The organism is Klebsiella sp. 1SOBk5mer, assembly GCF_046603115.1.
GTDB lineage: Bacteria > Pseudomonadota > Gammaproteobacteria > Enterobacterales > Enterobacteriaceae > Klebsiella > Klebsiella quasipneumoniae.
Window position 1 is genome coordinate 1 of the sequence record NZ_JBKIUU010000013.1, and the last position, 19323, is coordinate 19323.

Genomic DNA, 19323 nt, shown 5'->3' on the forward strand with positions numbered 1-19323 from the left:
GTAGTAAAGCAAGTTTCCCGATGCATCCGTAGCTCAGCTGGATAGAGTACTCGGCTACGAACCGAGCGGTCGGAGGTTCGAATCCTCCCGGATGCACCATATTCTCCTTAGCAACAGCGAAAATGTTGTTTCATGGTCTGCGAAATTTTCGTCAGTACCAGGGAGGATAACGTTGCGTAAGCAACGGCCCGAAGGGCGAGGCGCAGCCGAGTAATCCTCCCGGATGCACCATATTCTCCTTAGTAACAGCGAAAACGTTGTTTCATGGTCTGCGAATTTATCGTCAGCGCCAGGAGAGTAACCCCGCAGTACAATCGCTTTCCCGATGCATCCGTAGCTCAGCTGGATAGAGTACTCGGCTACGAACCGAGCGGTCGGAGGTTCGAATCCTCCCGGATGCACCATATTCTCCTTAGCAACAGCCTTCTCCTTAGCAACAGCGAAAATGTTGTTTCATGGTCTGCGAAATTATCGCCAGCACCAGGGCGGATAACGTTGCGTAAGCAACGGCACCCTCTTCACGCTTCCCTCGCCATCCCGATAACCGCGTTTTCCATCCCAGTTTCATCCGACTTTTTTATTGGCAAGCCGCGCTTTCCACTATAATTTATCCTTGTATATCAGCGTTATCAGGCTGAGATAAATGCAAGGAGAGAAATCCATGAAATGGTTCAAAGCAATACCTGCTTTTTGCGCGACGCTGCTGGTGGCGACGGTCCTCGCTGGCTGCGCCGGTTCGTCCACCAAAGAAAGTACCGGCGGTTACATTGACGATACCGTGGTGACCACTAAGGTGAAAACGGCGCTCTTTAACGATAAAGACATCAAATCCTCTGAAATCAGCGTCCAGACCTTTAAAGGCCGCGTCCAGCTGAGTGGATTTGTCTCCTCCGCGGAAAGCGCTAAACGGGCGGTGGAAGTCACCCGTCGTGTGCAGGGCGTGCGAATGGTCGAAAACGATCTGCGTATTAAATAAGGCCGGCTATCCGGTCTGATGCCTGAAGGCGCCTGTGGGCGCCTTTGTCGTCTGCGCCGCTGGCCGCGACAACGACCGGCTTTTGCGTTACAGTAACCATTCATTAACCGGTTGGTGAGAAGACGATGTACGAAGGTTACGCAGGACTGATCTTTGATATGGATGGCACCATCCTAGATACCGAGCCGACCCACCGTCAGGCATGGAACGAGGTGCTGGGCCGCTACGGTATGCGTTTCGACGAACAGGCGATGGTCGCCCTCAATGGCTCACCGACCTGGCGGATTGCCCAGGCGATTATTGAACTCAACCAGGCGGATCTCGATCCACATCGCCTGGCGCAGGAAAAAACCCTGGCCGTTAAGGCGATGCTGCTGGATAGCGTACGCCCGTTGCCGCTGATCGAGGTGGTCAAAGCGTGGCACGGCCGTCGCCCGATGTCGGTCGGCACCGGTAGTGAAAGCGCCGTCGCCGAAGCGCTGCTGGCGCACCTGGGCCTGCGTCATTACTTCTCCGCGGTGGTGGCGGCCGATCATGTGGTCAACCATAAACCCGCGCCCGATACCTTCCTGCTGTGCGCCGAGCGCATGGGCGTCGCGCCGGAAAAATGCGTGGTCTTCGAAGATGCCGACTTTGGTCTGCAGGCGGCGAAGCGCGCGGGAATGGACGCTGTAGACGTGCGTTTGCTGTGAGCGACGCGCTGTCACTCCTCTCGCTGTTTGCCAGTAGCTTTTTAAGCGCCACGCTGCTTCCCGGCAATTCGGAGGTTGTGCTGGTTGCGATGCTCCTTACGGGGGTTAGTCATCCGTGGTGGTTAGTATTAATAGCAACAATCGGCAATAGCCTTGGAGGGGTAACTAACGTTATTCTGGGGCGCCTGTTTCCGCTGCGTAAAACCTCGCGCTGGCAGGAGCGGGCGGCCGGCTGGCTTAAGCGCTACGGCGCGGTGACGCTGTTGCTAAGCTGGGCGCCGGTTGTCGGCGATTTACTGTGTTTGCTGGCGGGATGGATGCGCATTTCCTGGGGACCGGTACTCTTTTTCTTATGCCTTGGAAAGGCGCTGCGCTATATCGTCATTGCGGCAGCGACGCTTCAGGGCATGACGTGGTGGCACTAATTGGACTGATAGTTCATCCATTACAATTATGCTTATTCAAACGATTTCGACAGGCGGGAGGTCAAATTGATCCCGGACGTATCACAGGCGCTGGCCTGGCTGGAAAAACATCCGCAGGCCCTGCAGGGTATTCAACGTGGTCTGGAGCGGGAGACGCTGCGCGTGAACGCAGACGGTACGCTGGCGACGACCGGTCACCCTCTGGCGTTAGGCTCAGCGCTGACGCATAAATGGATTACCACCGATTTTGCCGAAGCTTTACTCGAGTTTATTACGCCGGTGGACGGCGATATTGAGCATATGCTGACCTTTATGCGCGATGTCCATCGCTATACCGCGCGTCAGCTTGGTGACGAGCGGATGTGGCCGCTGAGCATGCCCTGCTATATCGCCCCCGGTCAGGATATTGAGCTGGCGCAGTACGGCACCTCTAACGTGGGACGCCTGAAAACGCTGTATCGCGAGGGGCTGAAGAACCGCTACGGCGCGCTGATGCAGACTATCTCCGGCGTGCACTATAACTTCTCGCTGCCGATGACGTTCTGGCAGGCGAAGTGCGGTGTGGAAGACGCTGAAAGCGGGAAAGAGGCCATTTCGGCAGGCTATTTCCGCACGATTCGTAACTACTATCGCTTTGGCTGGGTGATCCCGTATCTGTTCGGCGCCTCGCCGGCGATTTGCTCTTCATTCCTGCAAGGAAAGCCGACGACGCTGCCCTTTGAGGAGACGGGCAACGGCATGTACTACCTGCCGTACGCCACCTCGCTGCGCCTCAGCGACCTCGGTTATACCAATAAGTCGCAAAGCAATCTCGGAATTACGTTTAACGATCTGCACGAGTATGTGGCAGGATTGAAGCGCGCGATTAAAACGCCGTCGGAAGAGTACGCCAAAATCGGGCTGGAAAAAGACGGTAAGTATCTGCAGATCAATAGCAATATCCTGCAGATTGAAAACGAACTCTATGCGCCGATCCGCCCGAAACGCGTCACCCGTCGGGGCGAAACCCCGTCCGATGCGCTGCTGCGCGGCGGCATTGAGTACATTGAAGTGCGTTCGCTGGATATCAACCCGTTCTCGCCGATCGGCGTTGACGCCCAGCAGGTGCGTTTCCTCGATCTGTTTATGGTTTGGTGCGCGCTGGCCGACGCGCCGGAGATGAGCAGCGATGAGCTGCTGTGCACTCGCACCAACTGGAATCGGGTGATTCTGGAAGGCCGTAAGCCGGGCTTAACGTTGGGCATCGGCTGCGAAAGCGCGCAGTTCCCGCTGGCGCAGGTAGGTAAAGATCTGTTCCGCGATTTACGCCGCGTGGCGCAGACGCTGGACAGCATTCACGGCGGCGAGGCCTATCAACAGGTCTGCGATGAGCTGCTGGCCTGTTTTGACGATCCGGAATTAACCTTCTCAGCCCGCATTCTGCGTTCTATGATTGAAGAAGGGATTGGCGGAACCGGCCGTGCGCTGGCCGATCGTTACCGGACCCAGCTGCGTGAAGAGCCGCTGGAGATCCTGAGCGAAGAAGATTTCATCGCCGAGCGCGACGCGTCGGTGGCGCGACAGAAGAAAGTAGAAGCGGAAGACAGCGAGCCGTTTGAGGCTCTGTTGGCGCGGCACGCGTAGCGCTGGAAAAGAAAAAGGCCACATCACTGTGGCCAAACTTTCATCTCTGATTCAGGGATGATGATGATAATAAATGCGCGTCTTTCATATACTGAGACTCGCGGCTGAACAAAGAGTTCATTTTATTTTAAAAAAATTCACTCCCGGAGGTGACGAATGCCGTTGTTAGATAGTTTCACAGTCGACCATACCCGAATGGAAGCCCCAGCGGTGCGTGTCGCGAAGAAAATGAACACGCCGCATGGCGATGAAATCACCGTATTCGATCTGCGCTTCTGCGTGCCGAACCAGGAAGTGATGCCGGAGCGCGGTATCCATACCCTGGAGCACCTGTTCGCCGGCTTTATGCGCGATCATCTGAACGGGAATGGCGTGGAAATTATCGACATTTCGCCGATGGGCTGCCGCACCGGGTTCTATATGAGCCTGATTGGTACGCCGGACGAGCAGCGCGTCGCCGACGCCTGGAAAGCGGCGATGGCCGACGTGCTGAAGGTGCAAGATCAGAACCAGATCCCGGAGCTGAACGTCTACCAGTGCGGGACCTATACCATGCACTCGCTGGAAGAGGCGCAGGAGATCGCTCGTCATATCATTGAGCGCGATGTGCGCATCAACAGCAACGACGAACTGGCGTTGCCGAAAGAAAAACTGCAGGAACTGCACATCTAGTGCTTCCGCCGCGGCCCGACGCCTGTCGCCGGGCCGCTCTCCCGACGCCGCCATGACGACCACCACCACCTTCTCCTTTCAGCACCGCCCGCTGGTGCCCTTTGCCCATGATTACGCTCACGGTGACCAGGAAGACTGGCATCAGCATGACTGCGCCCAGCTGCTGCATATTTTAAGCGGCGTGGTGCGGGTGGCGACGCCGGCAGGCTACTGGGTGGTGCCGCCCGGGCGCGGCGTCTGGCTGCCGGCGGGAACGCCCCACGCGCTGCGCATGACCGGCAACGTCGCGGCGCGCACGTTGTTTATCGATCCGCTGGCGCGCGCCGATCTTCCGGCGGGCTGCCAGATCGTACAGATCACGCCGCTGCTGCGGGAACTGATCGTCTCTTCCCTGGCGCTGGCCGAGCGCTATGCCCCCGCCAGCCGCGACGAACGGATTTATGAGCTGATCCTCGATGAGATCCGCGGGATGGCGATCCTGCCGTTTGGCCTGCCGGAGCCGCAAAGCGAAACGCTGCGCCGGCTGTGCCAGCAGGTGCGCGAGGCGCCGGGCGACGTCTGGAGCAGCAGTCAGGCGGCGAAGGCGTGCAGCATGAGCGAGCGAACCCTGAACCGCCATTTTCAGCAGCAGACTAGCCTGACGTGGCGCGAGTGGGTGCGCCGGGCGAAGCTAATGGAAGCGTTGATTCGCCTGGCGCAGGGCCACTCCGTCCTGCGGGTGGCGCTGGAGCTGGGCTACGGCAGCCACAGCGCCTTCAGCGCCATGTTTCGTCGGGTGATGGGCGTCGCCCCCAGCGACTATTTTCGTCCACCGGCCTGATCGGCGGCGCTGAGCGCATTGCACAGCGCCTGCAGCGAGGCGCGCGCCACGTCATTATCGATACCCACGCCCCAGTAGCTTTCTCCTTGCGGAAAAACGCAGCGGATATAGGCCACCGACCGGCTGTCGCTGCGCGCGCCGAGGGTATGCTCATGATAGTCCTTGATCATAAACGGCTGCCGAAACAGCGCGCTGAGGCCGCTGGCGGCGGCAGAGAGCAGGCCGTTGCCCTGGCCCTGCAGGCGTCGGGTTTCGCCGTGGTGACGCAGCGTCGCCTGCAGGGACAGCTGGCCATCCTGCTGGCTGGCGCTCTGATAATCGACCAGCGTCAGCGCAGGCTGCGCCTGCAGCCCGTAGCGCGTGCGGAACAGCTGCCACAGCGCATGGTGGGTCATCTCTTTGCCGTCGCTATCGGTGGCCTGCTGAACGTGCTGGCTGAAGTCCTGCTGCAGCCCGCGGGGCAGCTTCAGACCATGATTTTGTTCGATAAGCCAGGCGCTGCCGCTTTTCCCCGACTGGCTGTTGACGCGGATCACCGCCTCATAGCTGCAGCCAATATCCTGCGGGTCAATGGGCAGGTAGGGCATCCGCCATGGGTCGCCAGGCTGACGGGCATCAAACCCTTTTTTGATCGCATCCTGATGGGAACCGGAGAAGGCAGTGTAGGCCAGACTTCCCGCCCACGGGTGGCGCGGGTGCACGGGGATCTGATTGCAGTTTTCCACCACTTCCACCACCCGGTTCATCTGCTCGAAGCGAAGCTCAGGGTCGACGCCCTGGCTGTAGAGGTTCATCGCCAGCGTCACCAGGCAGACGTTGCCGGTGCGTTCGCCGTTGCCGAACAGGCAGCCTTCCACCCGGTCGGCGCCGGCCATCACCGCCAGCTCGGCGCTGGCGACGCCGGTACCGCGGTCATTGTGAGGATGCACGCTGATGCAGACCTCGCCGCGGCGGGAGAAATGGCGGCAAAAGTACTCGATCTGATCGGCATAGACGTTGGGGGTGTTGACCTCCACCGTCGCCGGCAGATTGACGATCATCGGTCGCTCGGCGCAGGGCTGCCAGACGTCCGCCACCGCTTCGCAAATCTCAAGCGCAAACTCCGGTTCGGTGAAGCAGAACGTTTCAGGCGAATATTCATATTGCCAGCGGGTCTCCGGCTGTTGTTCGCACTGCTGGCGGATAAGCCGGGTGGCGCGGGTCGCGAGGGCGATCACCTCGGCCTTGTCCATGCCGAAAACCAGTTCGCGGAACAGCGGCGCGGTGGCGTTGTAGAGGTGGACGGTGGCCCGGCGGGCGCCGCGCAGCGCTTCAAAGGTGCGCAGGATCAGCGGGTCCCGCGCCTGGGTCAGCACCTGGATGGTGACCTCCTCCGGGATGCGCTGTTCGTCAATCAGCTGGCGGACAAAGTTGAAATCGGTTTGCGAGGCGGAAGGGAAGGCGACCTCAATCTCTTTAAAGCCGCACTCCAGCAGCAGATCCCAGAACTGCAGTTTGCGGGCGCTGTCCATGGGCTCCGCCAGCGCCTGGTTGCCGTCGCGCAGGTCGGTCGACAGCCAGCGCGGGGCGTGGCTGATTTGCCGGTCCGGCCAGCGGCGGTCGGGCAGGGTAATCGGCGGATAGGGACGGTACTTTTCAGCAGGATGGCTCAGCATAGTGTTCTCCTTAATAGTCAGCCTCTATCCTGCCCGAGCGCCGGCTGGCGGGCTTTCGCAAACGAGACAGAAACTAGCGAGAACTGGACAACCTGACGCCGTAAAAAAGGGACCCGCAGGTCCCTTAATGTGAGGCTTAGTGCGCGCCGCCGCCGCCGCCGCCGGCGCTGAACGGGGGTCTGGCGAACCACACCAGTCCCAACAGCAGGATGAAAATGGCCGCTGAGATCCAGAAGATTTCGTTGGCGGAGATAATCAGCCCCTGGTTGGTTATCTGCTGCGCTATCCAGCCGGACGCCTGCTGCTGCGTCATTCCCATCCCCTGCAGCTGATCGTAGATCTGCTGCGCGTTGGGGTTGAACGGCGTCACCGATTCGGTGAGCTGCGCATGGTGCAGCGCCTCGCGGTTGGTCCACAGGGTGGTGGTGATCGAGGTCCCGATGGAGCCGGCAAGAGTACGGGTGAAGTTCGACAAGCTCGACGCCGCCGCCAGCCGTTCCGGCGGCAGGCCGGAGAGGGTGATGGTGGTCAACGGCATGAAGAAGCAGGCTACCGCGAAGCCCTGGATAAACTGCGGCCACGCCGAGGCGCCAAAATCCATCCCCGGTTCGAAGGTCCAGGCGCGCCAGTAGAAGCAGACGGCGTACATGATAAAGCTGAAGGTGACCAGCCGTCTCATATCGAGCTTATGCGCAAAGCGGCCGATAATCGGCGACAGAATGACCGGGATCACCCCCACCGGCGCTGACGCCAGGCCGGCCCAGGTCGCGGTGTAGCCGTAGACCTCCTGCAACAGCTGCGGCAGCAGCACGATGGCCCCGAAGTAGAGCATGTAGGCCAGGCTGATACAGAGGCAGCCGATGGTGAAGTTGCGCGACTTAAACAGCGACAGATCGACAATCGGGTTATCGTCGGTCAGCTCCCAGACGATCAGGAAGCTTATCGCCACCACCGCCACGATGGTCAGAATGATAATTTCATTGGAGGAGAACCAGTCCAGCTCTTTACCCCGGTCCAGCATCACCTGCAGGCTACCGATACCGATGATCAGCAGCGCCAGGCCGACGCCGTCGATACGCCGCTGTTCGGTTTTGGTTTCCCGGTTGCGCAGGGTCTGCAGGGTCATCAGCACCACCGCCACGCCAATGGGCACGTTGATAAAGAAGATCCATCCCCAGTGGTAGTTATCGCTGATATAGCCGCCGAGGATCGGGCCGCAGATGGGGGCGACGATCACCGTCATCGACCACAGCGCCAGGGCGATAGAGCGTTTCGCCGGCGGATAGTTGCTGAGCAACAGACTTTGCGACAACGGGATCAGCGGCCCGGCAACAATCCCCTGAATGACGCGGAAGAAGATCAGCATCGTCAGGCTGTTGGAGACGCCGCAGGCCCAGGAGGCGATGGCGAAAGCGGTGGTGGACCACAGGAACAGCTTCACCTCGCCCACGCGCTTGGCCAGCCACCCGGTGATCGGAATGGAGATGGCGTTAGCGACCCCGAACGAGGTGATGACCCAGGTCCCCTGGCTCAGCGATGAGCCAAGGTTACCGGCGATGGTCGGGATCGCCACGTTGGCGATAGTGGAATCCAGCACCTGCATGAACGTCGCGAGCGACAGCGCAATGGTCATGATGACCAGTTGCGCGCCTTCCAGCGGTTTTTGCTGTTGCATTACACTCACCCCGAATTATCCGGCGTTGGCCTGAATGATCTCGTCTATCAGTTTATTGACCGGATCGAGAGCGATTTCACGGGCATTGCTCTCGTAGACCGGGGAGCTCCGCACCTGGCTTGCCAGCATTTCGCCATCGCGATCGGTGGTGTTAACTTCCACCAGCGTCGAGAGGCCGATGCGCAGCGGGTGTTCCGCCAGCTGTTTTTCATCCAGTTCGATGCGGACCGGCAAGCGCTGTACCACTTTGATCCAGTTGCCGGTGGCGTTCTGCGCCGGCAGCAGGGAGAAGGCGCTCCCGGTACCCATATCCAGACCAACCACCTTGCCGGTGTATTTCACGTCATCGCCATAGATGTCGCTGATTACGGTGGCCGGCTGGCCGATGCGCATATGCGCCAGCTGGGTCTCTTTAAAGTTAGCGTCGATCCACAGGTTGGTCGCCGGAACCACCGCCATCAGCGGCGTGGTGGTGCCGATCTGCGCCCCAGGCTGTACCGAGCGGCGGGAAACGTAGCCGCTAATCGGGCTGACGATCTGCGTACGCTGCAGGGCCAGCCAGGCGTTACGCACTTCGGTCGCCGCCTGCAGCACCGCCGGCTGCTGTTCCAGTTTGGTTCCCAGCACGATCGCCTGGTTGGCGTTGTACTGCTGGATTGCCACGTCAAGCTCGGCCTGCGCGCTGGCGACGGTGTCGCGGGCGTGCTGCAGCTCTTCGCGGCCGATGAGGTTCGCGGCGCCCAGCGGGATGCGGCGGTTCAGGTCAGCCTGCGCCTGGGCGAGGGCGGTCTTTTTGACGTCAATATTCGCCTGCAGCTGCTTGCTGTTGATCATCTGCTGACGGGTTTGACGCACGCTGGCGGCCAGCTGCGTTTTGGCTTTCTCAAACGCCTGTTGGGCATCGGTCTGATCGAGAGTGACCAGCGGATCGCCTTTCTGCACATAGTCCGTGTTGTCTGCCCAGACTTTGGTCACGCTGCCCGAGACCTGGGCCATAATTTGCACCTGGTTCCCTGCCACGTAGGCATCGTCGGTCTCTTCGTAGTGACGCAGTACCAGAAACCAGTAAATCCCATATGCCACGGCAATAATAATGAAGAGCAATGTCAGCAACAGAAGGGCGCCTTTACGCTTCCCTTTTTTGCTGCCTGGTTGCTGCGGGGTTTGGCTCTCCGCATTTGCGCTCATGTTATTCTCCACGATCTTATTATTTCACATCGGCTGAGCCGACCTGTTTATCAGAAAGGCCAGCAGAGATCTGCTGGCCTGGCTGTTTTCCTTGCAACGTAAAAATGGGCTGAGCGACGCCGCCCTTAGCGTAGAGAGTCCGCCAGCACGCCTTCTTCTTCCATTTGGTCAAGGCGGCTCAGGAGTTTGCGGGTAATGTGTTCGAGCTGATCTTTTTCGCTGGTGCTGAGTGAAGACCACAGCTGGTGCAGGCAGTTATGCTGCGGCGGCAGGACTTCACGCAAAAACTGATGGCCCTTTTCGGTCAGCTGCAGATGCAGACAGCGTCGATCGTTATCGCTCTCGCGGCGTTCAATCCAGCCGCGTTTTTCCAGTTCATCAGCGATACGGGTGGCGTTGGTACGCGACGAGCCCAGCGCACAGCTCAGCTCGGACGGCTGAATGCTGTGGTTTTCCTGCGACTCCAGCGTAATCAGCGCCATAAATAATGTCTCGTTAATTCCCTGCGCTTTGAGCATTTTATTGCGATTTTCCAGCAGCTTACCTTGCATATGCATGCAAAGACGAGTTAACAGAATCTCCTGGAACGGGAAATCTTCATGGCGGCTGGCGCGGAACTTGAGCATTTGCTCAATGGGAGTAAACGAACTATCCATTTGGGTATGACCTCATTAATTACAGCCGATATAATAACTATTGTGACAAATAAATCAAATGAATTATTGACCAAAATTGATACGCAAAGCTTAGAGCCCGCTGGCGATTTTCCAGGCCAGACCGTAGGCCAACGCCGACAGCAGGGTCGGGATAATAATGCTGCGGGTTTTCCAGAAGGCGCCCCCCAGCACCAGGAAGCCGATCAGCGTCGGCGCCAGGCGATGGGCATCGGCGAGGATCTCCGGCACGCTGGAGACCACCAGCAGCGCGCAAATCGAGGCGATGCCGATGGTATCCAGCAGCACGCTGACCGGGCCACGACGGGCAGGCCGGGCATGACCCGCGCGCAGACGCAGGGGAAGATAACGAAACAGATAGTTCACGCCGCCGACAATCACTCCGAGCAGAAGGACCTCACTGTTCATCCGGCATCCCCTTCAGCATGGCCTGGACCAGCGCCGTCAGACACCCGCAGACAATTCCGGCGAGGATCGCCGCCGGAATGGAAAATAACAGAATGCCGCCCAGCGCGCCCGCCAGCGCCGCCGTGACGCACAGCGATTGCTGGCGCTGGAAAGAGGCCAGCAGGAAGCTCATAAACAGCGCCGGCAGCATAAAGCCGAGCGCGGCTTCCACCGCCGGATAATCCACCAGCAGGCCGTTGCCGGACCAGGCGCCGGCCAGCGTGCCGCACACCCACGATGCCCACGAGGTAAATGCGAGACCGAGCATCCAGTTTTCGCTCCAGCGTCGGTTGTCGCGAACCAGCCTGGCGGTGGCGGCGGCGAAAACCTCATCGGTCAGGCCGAAGGCCCAGAGGGCGGTCTTCTTTTTGTCCAGCGCGGTATGAATGCGGCTGCGCAGCGAGGGGCCATACAGCACGTGGCGGACGTCCATCGCCATCACCGTCAGGGCGGCGACCCACAGCGAACTGCCGGCGGCCAGCATGGCGGTGATCACAAACTGGCTGGCGCCGGCGTAAATAATGCAGGAGAAAAACAGGCTTTCCAGCGGGGTGAAACCCAGCCGGGTGGCGTTCAGTCCGAAGGCGAATGCCACCGGAAGGTAGCTAATGACGATGGGGAGACTGTCTTTAATGCCTTCGCCGACGGTAGCGACACGTTCAGATAAGGCACAGGTTAAGGGCGCGGGGTTTTCCATATGAATAACTTATCGCTGGATCCATGTGAAGGTGGCAAATTGACCGATGTCCCCACCTTAACAGAGCGCGACGCGCCTTAACACTATGAAAATGCCCGCAATCCGCTTTTCCATGACCCTGACGGGATGAAAGGCGGGGAAGGGGCCCGGATAAGGCGCCGGGCCTTATCCGGGGGCGGGTTACTGCTGCGCGGCGAGCGCGGCTTTCACCCAGCTGTCGAACAGCGGCTGGTGGGCTTTGATCCAACCATCAACATGACCGTTAATGTCGGCTTCGGAAGCATGGCCTTCGTGCATCATCGCATTCTCGGCGTTGATGTCGGCGATCGGCAGCTTCATGACGCTAAACAGAGTGGCGGCGGCCGGATTTTTCTCCGCCCAGGCTTTGTTGGCGACAATGTGCATGGTGTTGACCGGGAAGCCATAGTTGGCGCCGTTGGCCAGTTTGGTATCGATGTTTTTCTGCTCGCCCGGCAGGGAGGAGAACGGCACCTGCAGCCAGACGACGTCTTTGCCAGGCTTCAGCACGTCGCTAACCCAGTACGGCGTCCAGGTGTAGTAGAGCACCGGTTTACCCTCTTTATAGCGGGCGATGGTGTCGGCCATCATCGCCGCGTAGTTGCCCTGGTTATGGGTAACGGTTTTGCTCAGGCCATAGGCGTCAATCTGGTGGTTAATCACCGCTTCGCAGCCCCAGCCCGGGGTGCAGCCGGTGAGGTCCGCTTTACCGTCGTTGTTAGTATCAAACAGTTTGGCGATCTGCGGATCTTTGAGCTGATCGATAGAGGTGATGTGGTACTGCTCGGCGGTTTTTTTATCGATCAGATAGCCCTGGGCGGCGCCTGAGACGTACACCCCCTTGCGGTAAAATTTGTTATCACCGCCCGCCGCGGCGTACATGTCATCGTGCAGCGGCTGCCAGTTGGTGGCGATAAAGGTAGTATCCCCGGCGGCAATCGAGGTATAGGCAACGTTATAGTCCACTTCGCTCGGTTTTTCGACGGTGTAGCCAAGCTTCTCCAGCGCGCGGCTGACCAGCAGGGTCTGGAAGCTCTCTTCGGAGATAGTGCTCTGCGCCGGCTTGACGGTAATTCCTTTGCCCGGCAGGTCGGCGGCGAAGGCGCTGGTGGCGATCAGGGTGGCAAAGGCGGCGGTGGCCATCATCGTGCTATGTCGCATGGTGGTTCCTCTTATTGTTTAACGGGAAGGGCGGCCCCCCGGCATCGGCTGGTGCCGGGGAGCGGCGCTGTTATCGATCTATCGACAGAAAGGGCGAGTGAGAAGCCCCAGCGGGCCGGTGGTGTACCAGCGGCGGTTGCCGCGACTGCGGGCGTCGCGGCCGACGGCCTGGGTGAGGCGGTCAAGAATAATCGCCAGGATCACGATCCCCACGCCGCCGACGGTGGCCAGGCCCATATCCAGGCGGCCAATGCCGCGCAGCACCATCTGGCCAAGACCGCCGACGGCGATCATTGAGGCGATCACCACCATCGACAGGGCCAGCATCAGGGTCTGGTTAACCCCGGCCATAATGGTGGGCATCGCCAGCGGCAGCTGAACTTTAAACAACAGCTGGCGCGGGCTGGCGCCAAACGAGCGCGACGCTTCGATCAGATCCGCAGGCACCTGGTTTATCCCGAGGATGGTCAGACGGACGATCGGCGGCAGGGCGAAGATAATCGTCACCACCACGCCGGGCACGTTGCCGATGCCGAACAGCATCACGATCGGCACCAGGTAGACGAAGGCCGGCGTGGTCTGCATGGCATCCAGCAGCGGGCGGATAATTTTCGCCGCTCGCGGACTGCGCGCCAGCCAGATCCCCAACGGCAGGCCGATGATCATGCAGAACAGCAGGGCGGTGAGGACCAGCGCCAGGGTGACCATCGCCTGCGACCACGCGCCGATGGCGCCGATGGCAATCAGCGAGACCAGGGTGGCGACCCCCATGCCGAGGCTGGAGATCTGCCAGGCGATCAGCGCGAAGACGATAATCGCCACCGGCGCCGGCATCCCCAACAGCAGCTGCTGGAAGGCGCTGAGGATGTAGTCGATCGGCACGCGGATCCCCTGGAACAGCGGGCGGAAGTGCAGCACGATCCAGTCGATGGCGTGGGTCACCCAGCTGTCGAGCGGGATCAGGGTCTTATGGAACGGATCCATGATATTGAACTGTTCCGGCTGCGGCGCCGGGGCGCTGTGCAGCCAGTCGGCGCCGCCGCCATTAGTCGGCGCGGCAGTTGAGGCGCCACCCCAGGCGTCTGCAGCCTGAGCGGCGCTGTCGGTTGCCGGGGCGCTGTCCCACGGATTGGTTTGATCAGCCATGATTCACCCCCTCGCGATCTAAAGCCTGGAGCAACATTCGTTTGGAAATGATGCCAATATATTGTTGTTCTTCATCCACCACCGGGACGGCGCACGGGGCGTGGCCGACGTGGGAGAGCAGATCGCTGAGCGGCGTTTGCGCCTCCACCGCCAGCGGGGCGTCAATCAGCGCCGCCTCGATCCCCTGGCCGGCGCTGAGCGCGGTTTTCAGAGAATCGATCGAGACAATCCCGACAAAGCGATTACCGCGCTCAATGACATAACCATATTCGCGGTCTTCATCCTGTAATAATTTCAGCGCAGAGCGGGGGCCAAAACCTGGCGTTTTACGAATCAGGCCGACCGGGCTACGACGGGCAATATCTTTCGCGCTGAAGACCTGGCTAATATCGACGCCGCGGAAGAAGGTGCGGACATAATCATTGGCCGGATTATTCAATATTTCATCCGGAGTGCCGACCTGAACCACTTCGCCATTTTGCATAATGGCGATACGGTCGCCAATTCGCATGGCTTCATCAAGGTCATGGGAAATAAAGACAATGGTACGCTGATGCTTAGCCTGTAATTTGATCAGCTCATCCTGCATTTCGGTGCGAATGAGCGGATCGAGCGCGGAGAAGGCTTCATCCATTAACAGAATATCGGGATTAATCGCCAGGGCGCGGGCTAAACCGACGCGCTGACGCATCCCGCCGGAGAGTTCATCCGGCCAGGCGTGGGCATAATTCTCCAGCCCCACCTGACGCAGCGCTTCCCGCGCTTTTTGCTCTCGCTCAGCGGTCGGGACGCCGGCAAGCGCCATGCCAAACGCCGTATTGTCGAGCACGCTCATGTGCGGCATCAGCGCAAACGACTGAAAAACCATCGCAATTTTTTTACGACGCACCTCGCGCAGCTCGGCGTCCGACATTTTGGCGATATCGACCCCGTCAATCAGCACCTGGCCGCGGGTGGGTTCAATCAGGCGATTGAGAAGGCGAACCATGGTGGATTTCCCCGAGCCGGAGAGCCCCATGATGACGAATATCTCGCCTTCTTCAATGGCCAGACTGGCGTCTTTGACGCCAAGCGACAGCCCCGTTTTTTCCAGTATTTGCGCTTTGTTGAGTCCTTTCTCAATATATTTGAAAGCACGGTGAGGGTGCTCGCCAAATATCTTATAAAGATTTTTAATTTCTAATTTAATTGCCATGCAATAGAGAAGTTCCTGTTATTTGTTTATTGCGATATGGTACCCAATGGTGATAATGATCTTTTTACACCCTAACATACTCAGATTCTGTGACAACCCTCAATGGCGAACTCTCGGCAAAATGGAGTGAGGGACATGGCGGCACAGCCCCCGTGATATAAGGGCTGAGCGGTAATTTGTTGTGGGTAATATTTTTTGATTATCTTTGGATAATTAGACTGAAATGGACCGGTTTTCTGCTAAATATGACGAAGTGATGACGGTTAGACCATGGAGAGAATATTTGGTGGATTAATCGCGATTCTGTGAAATTGATCACCAGGAATATGCGGGCGATATTCCTGGTGAAAGTACGGTTAAAAGTCCCAGTCGTCGTCGGCGGTCTCTTCCATTTTTCCTATCACGTAGGAGGAGCCGGAGCCGGAGAAAAAGTCGTGGTTTTCATCGGCGTTGGGTGACAGCGCCGCGAGGATCGCCGGGTTAACCGCCGCCATCTCCGCCGGGAACAGCGCCTCGTAGCCGAGGTTCATTAGCGCTTTGTTGGCGTTGTAGCACAGGAAGGCGCTGACGTCGTCGAACCAGCCGCTCTCGCCGTAAAGTTCCCGGCTGTAGGCCAGCTCGTTGTCGTACAGATCCATCAGCAGATCGAGGGCGAAGTTTTTTAATTCTTCGCGCTTACCGGGGCTGACGATCTCCAGCCCTTTCTGATACTTGTAGCCGATGTAATAGCCATGCACCGCTTCATCGCGAATGATCAGGCGGATCAGATCCGCGGTATTGGTCAGCTTTCCCCTACTGGAGAAGTGCATCGGCAGCCAGAAGCCGGAATAGAAGAGAAAGGATTCGAGGAACACGCTGGCGATTTTTTTCTTCAGCGGCTCGTCGGCCTGATAGTAGCCCAGCATCAGCTGCGCTTTGCGCTGCAGGGGTTCGCAGCTTTCGCTCCAGGCGAAGGCGGCATCCACCTCTTTGCTGTGGCACAGCGTGGAAAAGATGGAGCTGTAAGAGCGGGCATGAACCGCTTCCATAAAGCTGATGTTCGACAGCACCGCCTCCTCATGCGGGGTCAGAGCGTCCGCCATCAGCGCCGGCGCGCCGATGGTGTTCTGAATGGTGTCGAGCAGGGTCAGCCCGGTAAAAACGCGAATGGTCAACTGCTGCTCCGCCGCGCTGAGGGTTTGCCAGGCGGGAATGTCGTTCGACAGCGGCACTTTCTCCGGCAGCCAGAAGTTGCTGGTGAGACGATTCCACACCTCCAGATCTTTATCGTCATCGATGCGGTTCCAGTTGATCGCGCTGACGCGCGTTAAATGGGTCATCCTGTTCTCCTTACAGCGCGCAGGATACGCAGCCTTCAATTTCAGTGCCTTCCAGCGCCAGCTGGCGCAGTCGGATGTAGTACAGCGTCTTAATGCCTTTCTTCCATGCGTAGATTTGCGCCTTGTTGATATCGCGGGTGGTGGCGGTATCCGGGAAGAACAGGGTCAGCGACAGCCCCTGATCGACGTGGCGCGTCGCCTCGGCGTAGGTGTCGATGATCTTCCGGGGGCCTATCTCGTACGCATCCTGGTAGAGGGCCAGATTATCGTTATTCATAAACGGCGCGGGGTAGTACACCCGTCCGGTTTTCCCCTCTTTGCGGATCTCAATCTTCGAGACGATCGGGTGAATGCTGGAGGTAGCATGGTTGATGTACGAGATCGAGCCGGTGGGCGGCACCGCCTGCAGATAGCGGTTGTAAATGCCATAGCGCATGACGTCGTCGCGCAGCTGGCGCCAGCTTTCCCGGTCGGGCAGGGAGATGCCGGCGCGGGCGAACAGCGCACGGACCCGTTCGGTTTTCGGCTGCCACGACTCCTGCAGATATTTGTCGAAGTATTCCCCGCTGGCGTAGCGCGACTGCCCGAAGCCGGCGAAGCGCTGGCCGCGCTCGCGGGCCAACAGCATCGAGGTATGCAGCGCGTGCCAGGTCACGGTGTAGAAGTAGATATTGGTGAAGTCCAGCCCCTCCGGGCTGCCGTAGGCAATGCCTTCCCGCGCCAGATAGCCGTGAAGATTCATCTGCCCCAGGCCGATGGCGTGGGAGGCGGCGTTGCCGGCCGCCACGGAGGGGACCGACTGAATGTGGCTCATGTCGGACACGGCGGTCAGGGCGCGCACCGCGGTGGCGATAGTGAGGCCGAAATCCGGCGAGTCCATGGTGTGGGCGATGTTCAGCGAGCCGAGGTTGCAGGAGATATCTTCCCCGATATGGGCATAGCTGAGATCTTCATTATAGGCGGACGGCGTACTGACCTGCAGGATCTCGGAACACAGATTGCTCATGGTGACCCGCCCGGCCACCGGACTGGCGCGGTTCACCGTGTCTTCAAACATGATGTACGGGTAGCCGGATTCAAACTGGATCTCCGCCAGGCGCTGGAACAGGTCGCGGGCGCGGATCCAGCGTTTGCGAACCCGATCGTCGGCTACCAGCTGTGGATAGAGGTCGCCGATGGCGCAGTCGGCGAAGGGCTTGCCGTACAGCCGTTCGACATCATACGGCGAGAAGAGCGCCATCTGCGCGTCTTCTTTCGCCAGCTGGAAGGTGATGTCAGGGATCACCACCCCCAGCGACAGGGTTTTGATGCGGATTTTCTCATCGGCATTTTCACGCCGGGTATCAAGGAAGCGCAAAATATCGGGATGGTGAGCGTGCAGCCAGACCGCCCCCGCCCCCTGGCGGGCGCCGAGCTGGTTGGCATAGGAGAAGGCGTCCTCCAGCATCTTCATCACCGGCACCACGCCGGAGGACTGATTTTCGATGCGCTTGATCGGCGCCCCGGCCTCGCGCAGATTGGAGAGTAAAAAGGCCACGCCGCCGCCGCGCTTCGACAACTGCAGCGCCGAGTTCACCGCCCGGCCGATGGACTCCATATTATCTTCAATGCGCAGCAGGAAGCAGGAGATCAGCTCCCCGCGCTGCTGTTTGCCGGCGTTAAGGAAGGTGGGCGTAGCCGGCTGGAAGCGGCCGCTGAGTATCTCCTCCGTCAGCTGCCGCGCCTGCTGTTCATCGCCCCGGGCCAGCGTCAGGGCCACCATAACGCTGCGTTCCGCGAAATCCTCGAGGTAGTGCTTGCCGTCAAAGCTCTTCAGCGCGTAGCTGGTATAGAACTTCCAGGCGCCGAGGAAGGTCTGGAAGCGAAACGCGGCGCGCCGGGCATGGGCGAACAGCGCCAGCACAAACCCGCGATCATAGCCGGCCAGCAGCTGGGGATCGTAATAGCCCTCGCGGACGAGCCAGCTGAGTTTATCCTCCTGGCTGGCAAAGGCGAGGGTGTTGGGCTGAACCTGGGTCGCCATAAAAGCCTCAACCGCCTGGCGATCTTTCTCAAACGGGATGCGGCCCTCGCTGTCGTACAAATTCAGCATCGCATTGAGGGCGTGAAAATCCACGGCGGCGGTTATACGTTCTGCGGTTGTCGTTGCCAAAATTCGCTGACTCCTTTACGCACGTTATCGATATCGTCGGGGGTTCCCATCAGCTCGAAGCGGTAGAGATAGGGCACGGCGCATTTCTGCGCGATGACATCCCCGGCGCGCCCCCAGGCGTCGCCAAAGTTGCGATTGCCGGCGGCAATCACCCCGCGGATCAGCCGACGGTTATGTACGTCGTTTAAAAAGCGGATCGCCTGACGCGGCACGGCGCCGGCGGTACCGCCGCCGCCATAGCTGGGAACGATGAGAATATAGGGCTCGTCTACCTGCAGAGGTTCACGCTCGTTCAGCGGGATGCGCACCGCCGGCAGCCCCAGGCGCTGCACAAAGCGATGGGTGTTCTCCGAACGGCTGGAGAAGTAGACGATGAAGCTCATGCGCTGGCCGCCGCGACGGAGGGGCGCAGGCGATTGATCATATCCGGGCGGAAGCCGCTCCAGCGCAGGTCGCCGGCGATCACCACCGGCAGCTGGCGAAACCCCTGCTCGCGCAGGGTGTCGGCGGCATCCGGTTGCTGGTCGACGTTGACCATTTCAAAGGCCAGCCCCCGGCTCTCCATGGCTCGTCGGGTGGCATGGCACTGCACGCAGTCATTTCGAGTGTAAATAGTAATGCGCATGATTCGTATTTCCATTTAAGATAACAGCACGGCGCTAAACGTAGCGTCGAACGTTGTGGGCCATTCGATAAGGAAATACTAGATGTAGTTATTTAAAACTTCAACCACTCAATATATAGCGTTTTTAGCAAAGAATTCCCCCGCCGGGGTGGCCAGGCGGAGG

General features: G+C 59.3%; 19 protein-coding genes and 2 tRNA genes. 8 read left to right on the forward strand and 13 right to left on the reverse strand.

Annotated elements, in window-relative coordinates; genetic code table 11:
• Positions 1–22: 22 nt before the first annotated feature.
• From ACLH1U_RS21665 to ACLH1U_RS21700, 8 genes are all read left to right on the forward strand, one after another.
• Positions 23–99 (forward strand) — tRNA-Arg (locus ACLH1U_RS21665).
• 228 nt (positions 100–327) lie between these two features.
• A tRNA-Arg gene (locus ACLH1U_RS21670) sits at positions 328–404 on the forward strand.
• 257 nt (positions 405–661) lie between these two features.
• Entirely contained in the window at positions 662–976 is a 315-nt protein-coding gene (locus tag ACLH1U_RS21675; protein WP_023290762.1) for a BON domain-containing protein, read from the forward strand.
• 125 nt (positions 977–1101) lie between these two features.
• Positions 1102–1668 (forward strand): fructose-1-phosphate/6-phosphogluconate phosphatase, encoded by a 567-nt coding sequence (yqaB, locus tag ACLH1U_RS21680; RefSeq protein ID WP_004205690.1) that lies wholly within the window; start codon positions 1102–1104, stop codon positions 1666–1668.
• Positions 1665–2093 (forward strand): YqaA family protein, encoded by a 429-nt coding sequence (locus ACLH1U_RS21685; protein WP_023290761.1) that lies wholly within the window; start codon positions 1665–1667, stop codon positions 2091–2093. The genes yqaB and ACLH1U_RS21685 overlap by 4 nt, the downstream gene beginning before the upstream one ends.
• A gap of 66 nt (positions 2094–2159) precedes the next feature.
• Positions 2160–3716, forward strand: coding sequence for a glutamate--cysteine ligase (gshA, locus tag ACLH1U_RS21690; RefSeq protein ID WP_049013824.1), 1557 nt, complete (start codon positions 2160–2162; stop codon positions 3714–3716).
• A 156-nt stretch (positions 3717–3872) separates the two neighbouring features.
• Complete coding sequence (gene luxS / locus ACLH1U_RS21695; protein WP_023290759.1) at positions 3873–4388, forward strand: S-ribosylhomocysteine lyase; 516 nt, start codon at positions 3873–3875, stop codon at positions 4386–4388.
• 52 nt (positions 4389–4440) lie between these two features.
• Positions 4441–5208, forward strand: a complete 768-nt coding sequence (locus ACLH1U_RS21700) for an AraC family transcriptional regulator (protein ID WP_032456498.1) — start codon at positions 4441–4443, stop codon at positions 5206–5208.
• Here ACLH1U_RS21700 and leuA read toward each other — a convergent pair.
• From leuA to nrdH, 13 genes are all read right to left on the reverse strand, one after another.
• Positions 5187–6863 carry a 2-isopropylmalate synthase gene (gene leuA / locus ACLH1U_RS21705; RefSeq protein ID WP_023290757.1) on the reverse strand — a complete coding sequence of 559 codons (1677 nt, stop codon included), beginning with the start codon at positions 6861–6863 and terminating at the stop codon, positions 5187–5189. The genes ACLH1U_RS21700 and leuA overlap by 22 nt on opposite strands.
• 136 nt (positions 6864–6999) lie before the next feature.
• On the reverse strand, positions 7000–8538 hold the full coding sequence (gene emrB / locus ACLH1U_RS21710) for a multidrug efflux MFS transporter permease subunit EmrB (RefSeq protein WP_002914342.1): 1539 nt from the start codon (positions 8536–8538) through the stop codon (positions 7000–7002).
• 15 nt (positions 8539–8553) lie between these two features.
• On the reverse strand, positions 8554–9726 hold the full coding sequence (emrA, locus tag ACLH1U_RS21715) for a multidrug efflux MFS transporter periplasmic adaptor subunit EmrA (RefSeq protein WP_004205697.1): 1173 nt from the start codon (positions 9724–9726) through the stop codon (positions 8554–8556).
• Between the two features lie 125 nt (positions 9727–9851).
• Entirely contained in the window at positions 9852–10382 is a 531-nt protein-coding gene (gene mprA / locus ACLH1U_RS21720; RefSeq protein WP_002914337.1) for a transcriptional repressor MprA, read from the reverse strand.
• Positions 10383–10472: 90 nt separating this feature from the next.
• On the reverse strand, positions 10473–10808 hold the full coding sequence (gene ygaH, locus ACLH1U_RS21725; RefSeq protein ID WP_004205699.1) for an L-valine transporter subunit YgaH: 336 nt from the start codon (positions 10806–10808) through the stop codon (positions 10473–10475).
• Positions 10798–11544, reverse strand: a complete 747-nt coding sequence (locus tag ACLH1U_RS21730; RefSeq protein WP_023290756.1) for an AzlC family ABC transporter permease — start codon at positions 11542–11544, stop codon at positions 10798–10800. Before ACLH1U_RS21730 ends, ygaH begins: the two co-directional genes overlap by 11 nt.
• A gap of 180 nt (positions 11545–11724) precedes the next feature.
• Complete coding sequence (proX, locus tag ACLH1U_RS21735; protein WP_023290755.1) at positions 11725–12723, reverse strand: glycine betaine/L-proline ABC transporter substrate-binding protein ProX; 999 nt, start codon at positions 12721–12723, stop codon at positions 11725–11727.
• A gap of 78 nt (positions 12724–12801) precedes the next feature.
• The gene (gene proW / locus ACLH1U_RS21740) at positions 12802–13869 is read right to left on the reverse strand and encodes a glycine betaine/L-proline ABC transporter permease ProW (protein ID WP_023290754.1); all 1068 of its coding nucleotides are present in this window, start codon (positions 13867–13869) and stop codon (positions 12802–12804) included.
• A complete protein-coding gene (gene proV, locus ACLH1U_RS21745) occupies positions 13862–15064 on the reverse strand; it encodes a glycine betaine/L-proline ABC transporter ATP-binding protein ProV (RefSeq protein ID WP_050533596.1) in 1203 nt (400 codons plus the stop codon). The genes proW and proV overlap by 8 nt, the downstream gene beginning before the upstream one ends.
• A 356-nt stretch (positions 15065–15420) precedes the next feature.
• Positions 15421–16383 carry a class 1b ribonucleoside-diphosphate reductase subunit beta gene (gene nrdF, locus ACLH1U_RS21750; RefSeq protein WP_032453806.1) on the reverse strand — a complete coding sequence of 321 codons (963 nt, stop codon included), beginning with the start codon at positions 16381–16383 and terminating at the stop codon, positions 15421–15423.
• Positions 16384–16393: 10 nt separating this feature from the next.
• Entirely contained in the window at positions 16394–18535 is a 2142-nt protein-coding gene (gene nrdE, locus ACLH1U_RS21755) for a class 1b ribonucleoside-diphosphate reductase subunit alpha (protein WP_048298087.1), read from the reverse strand.
• Positions 18508–18918 carry a class Ib ribonucleoside-diphosphate reductase assembly flavoprotein NrdI gene (nrdI, locus tag ACLH1U_RS21760; protein ID WP_411299458.1) on the reverse strand — a complete coding sequence of 137 codons (411 nt, stop codon included), beginning with the start codon at positions 18916–18918 and terminating at the stop codon, positions 18508–18510. Before nrdI ends, nrdE begins: the two co-directional genes overlap by 28 nt.
• Complete coding sequence (gene nrdH, locus ACLH1U_RS21765) at positions 18915–19160, reverse strand: glutaredoxin-like protein NrdH (RefSeq protein WP_048298086.1); 246 nt, start codon at positions 19158–19160, stop codon at positions 18915–18917. Before nrdH ends, nrdI begins: the two co-directional genes overlap by 4 nt.
• Positions 19161–19323: the final 163 nt, after the last annotated feature.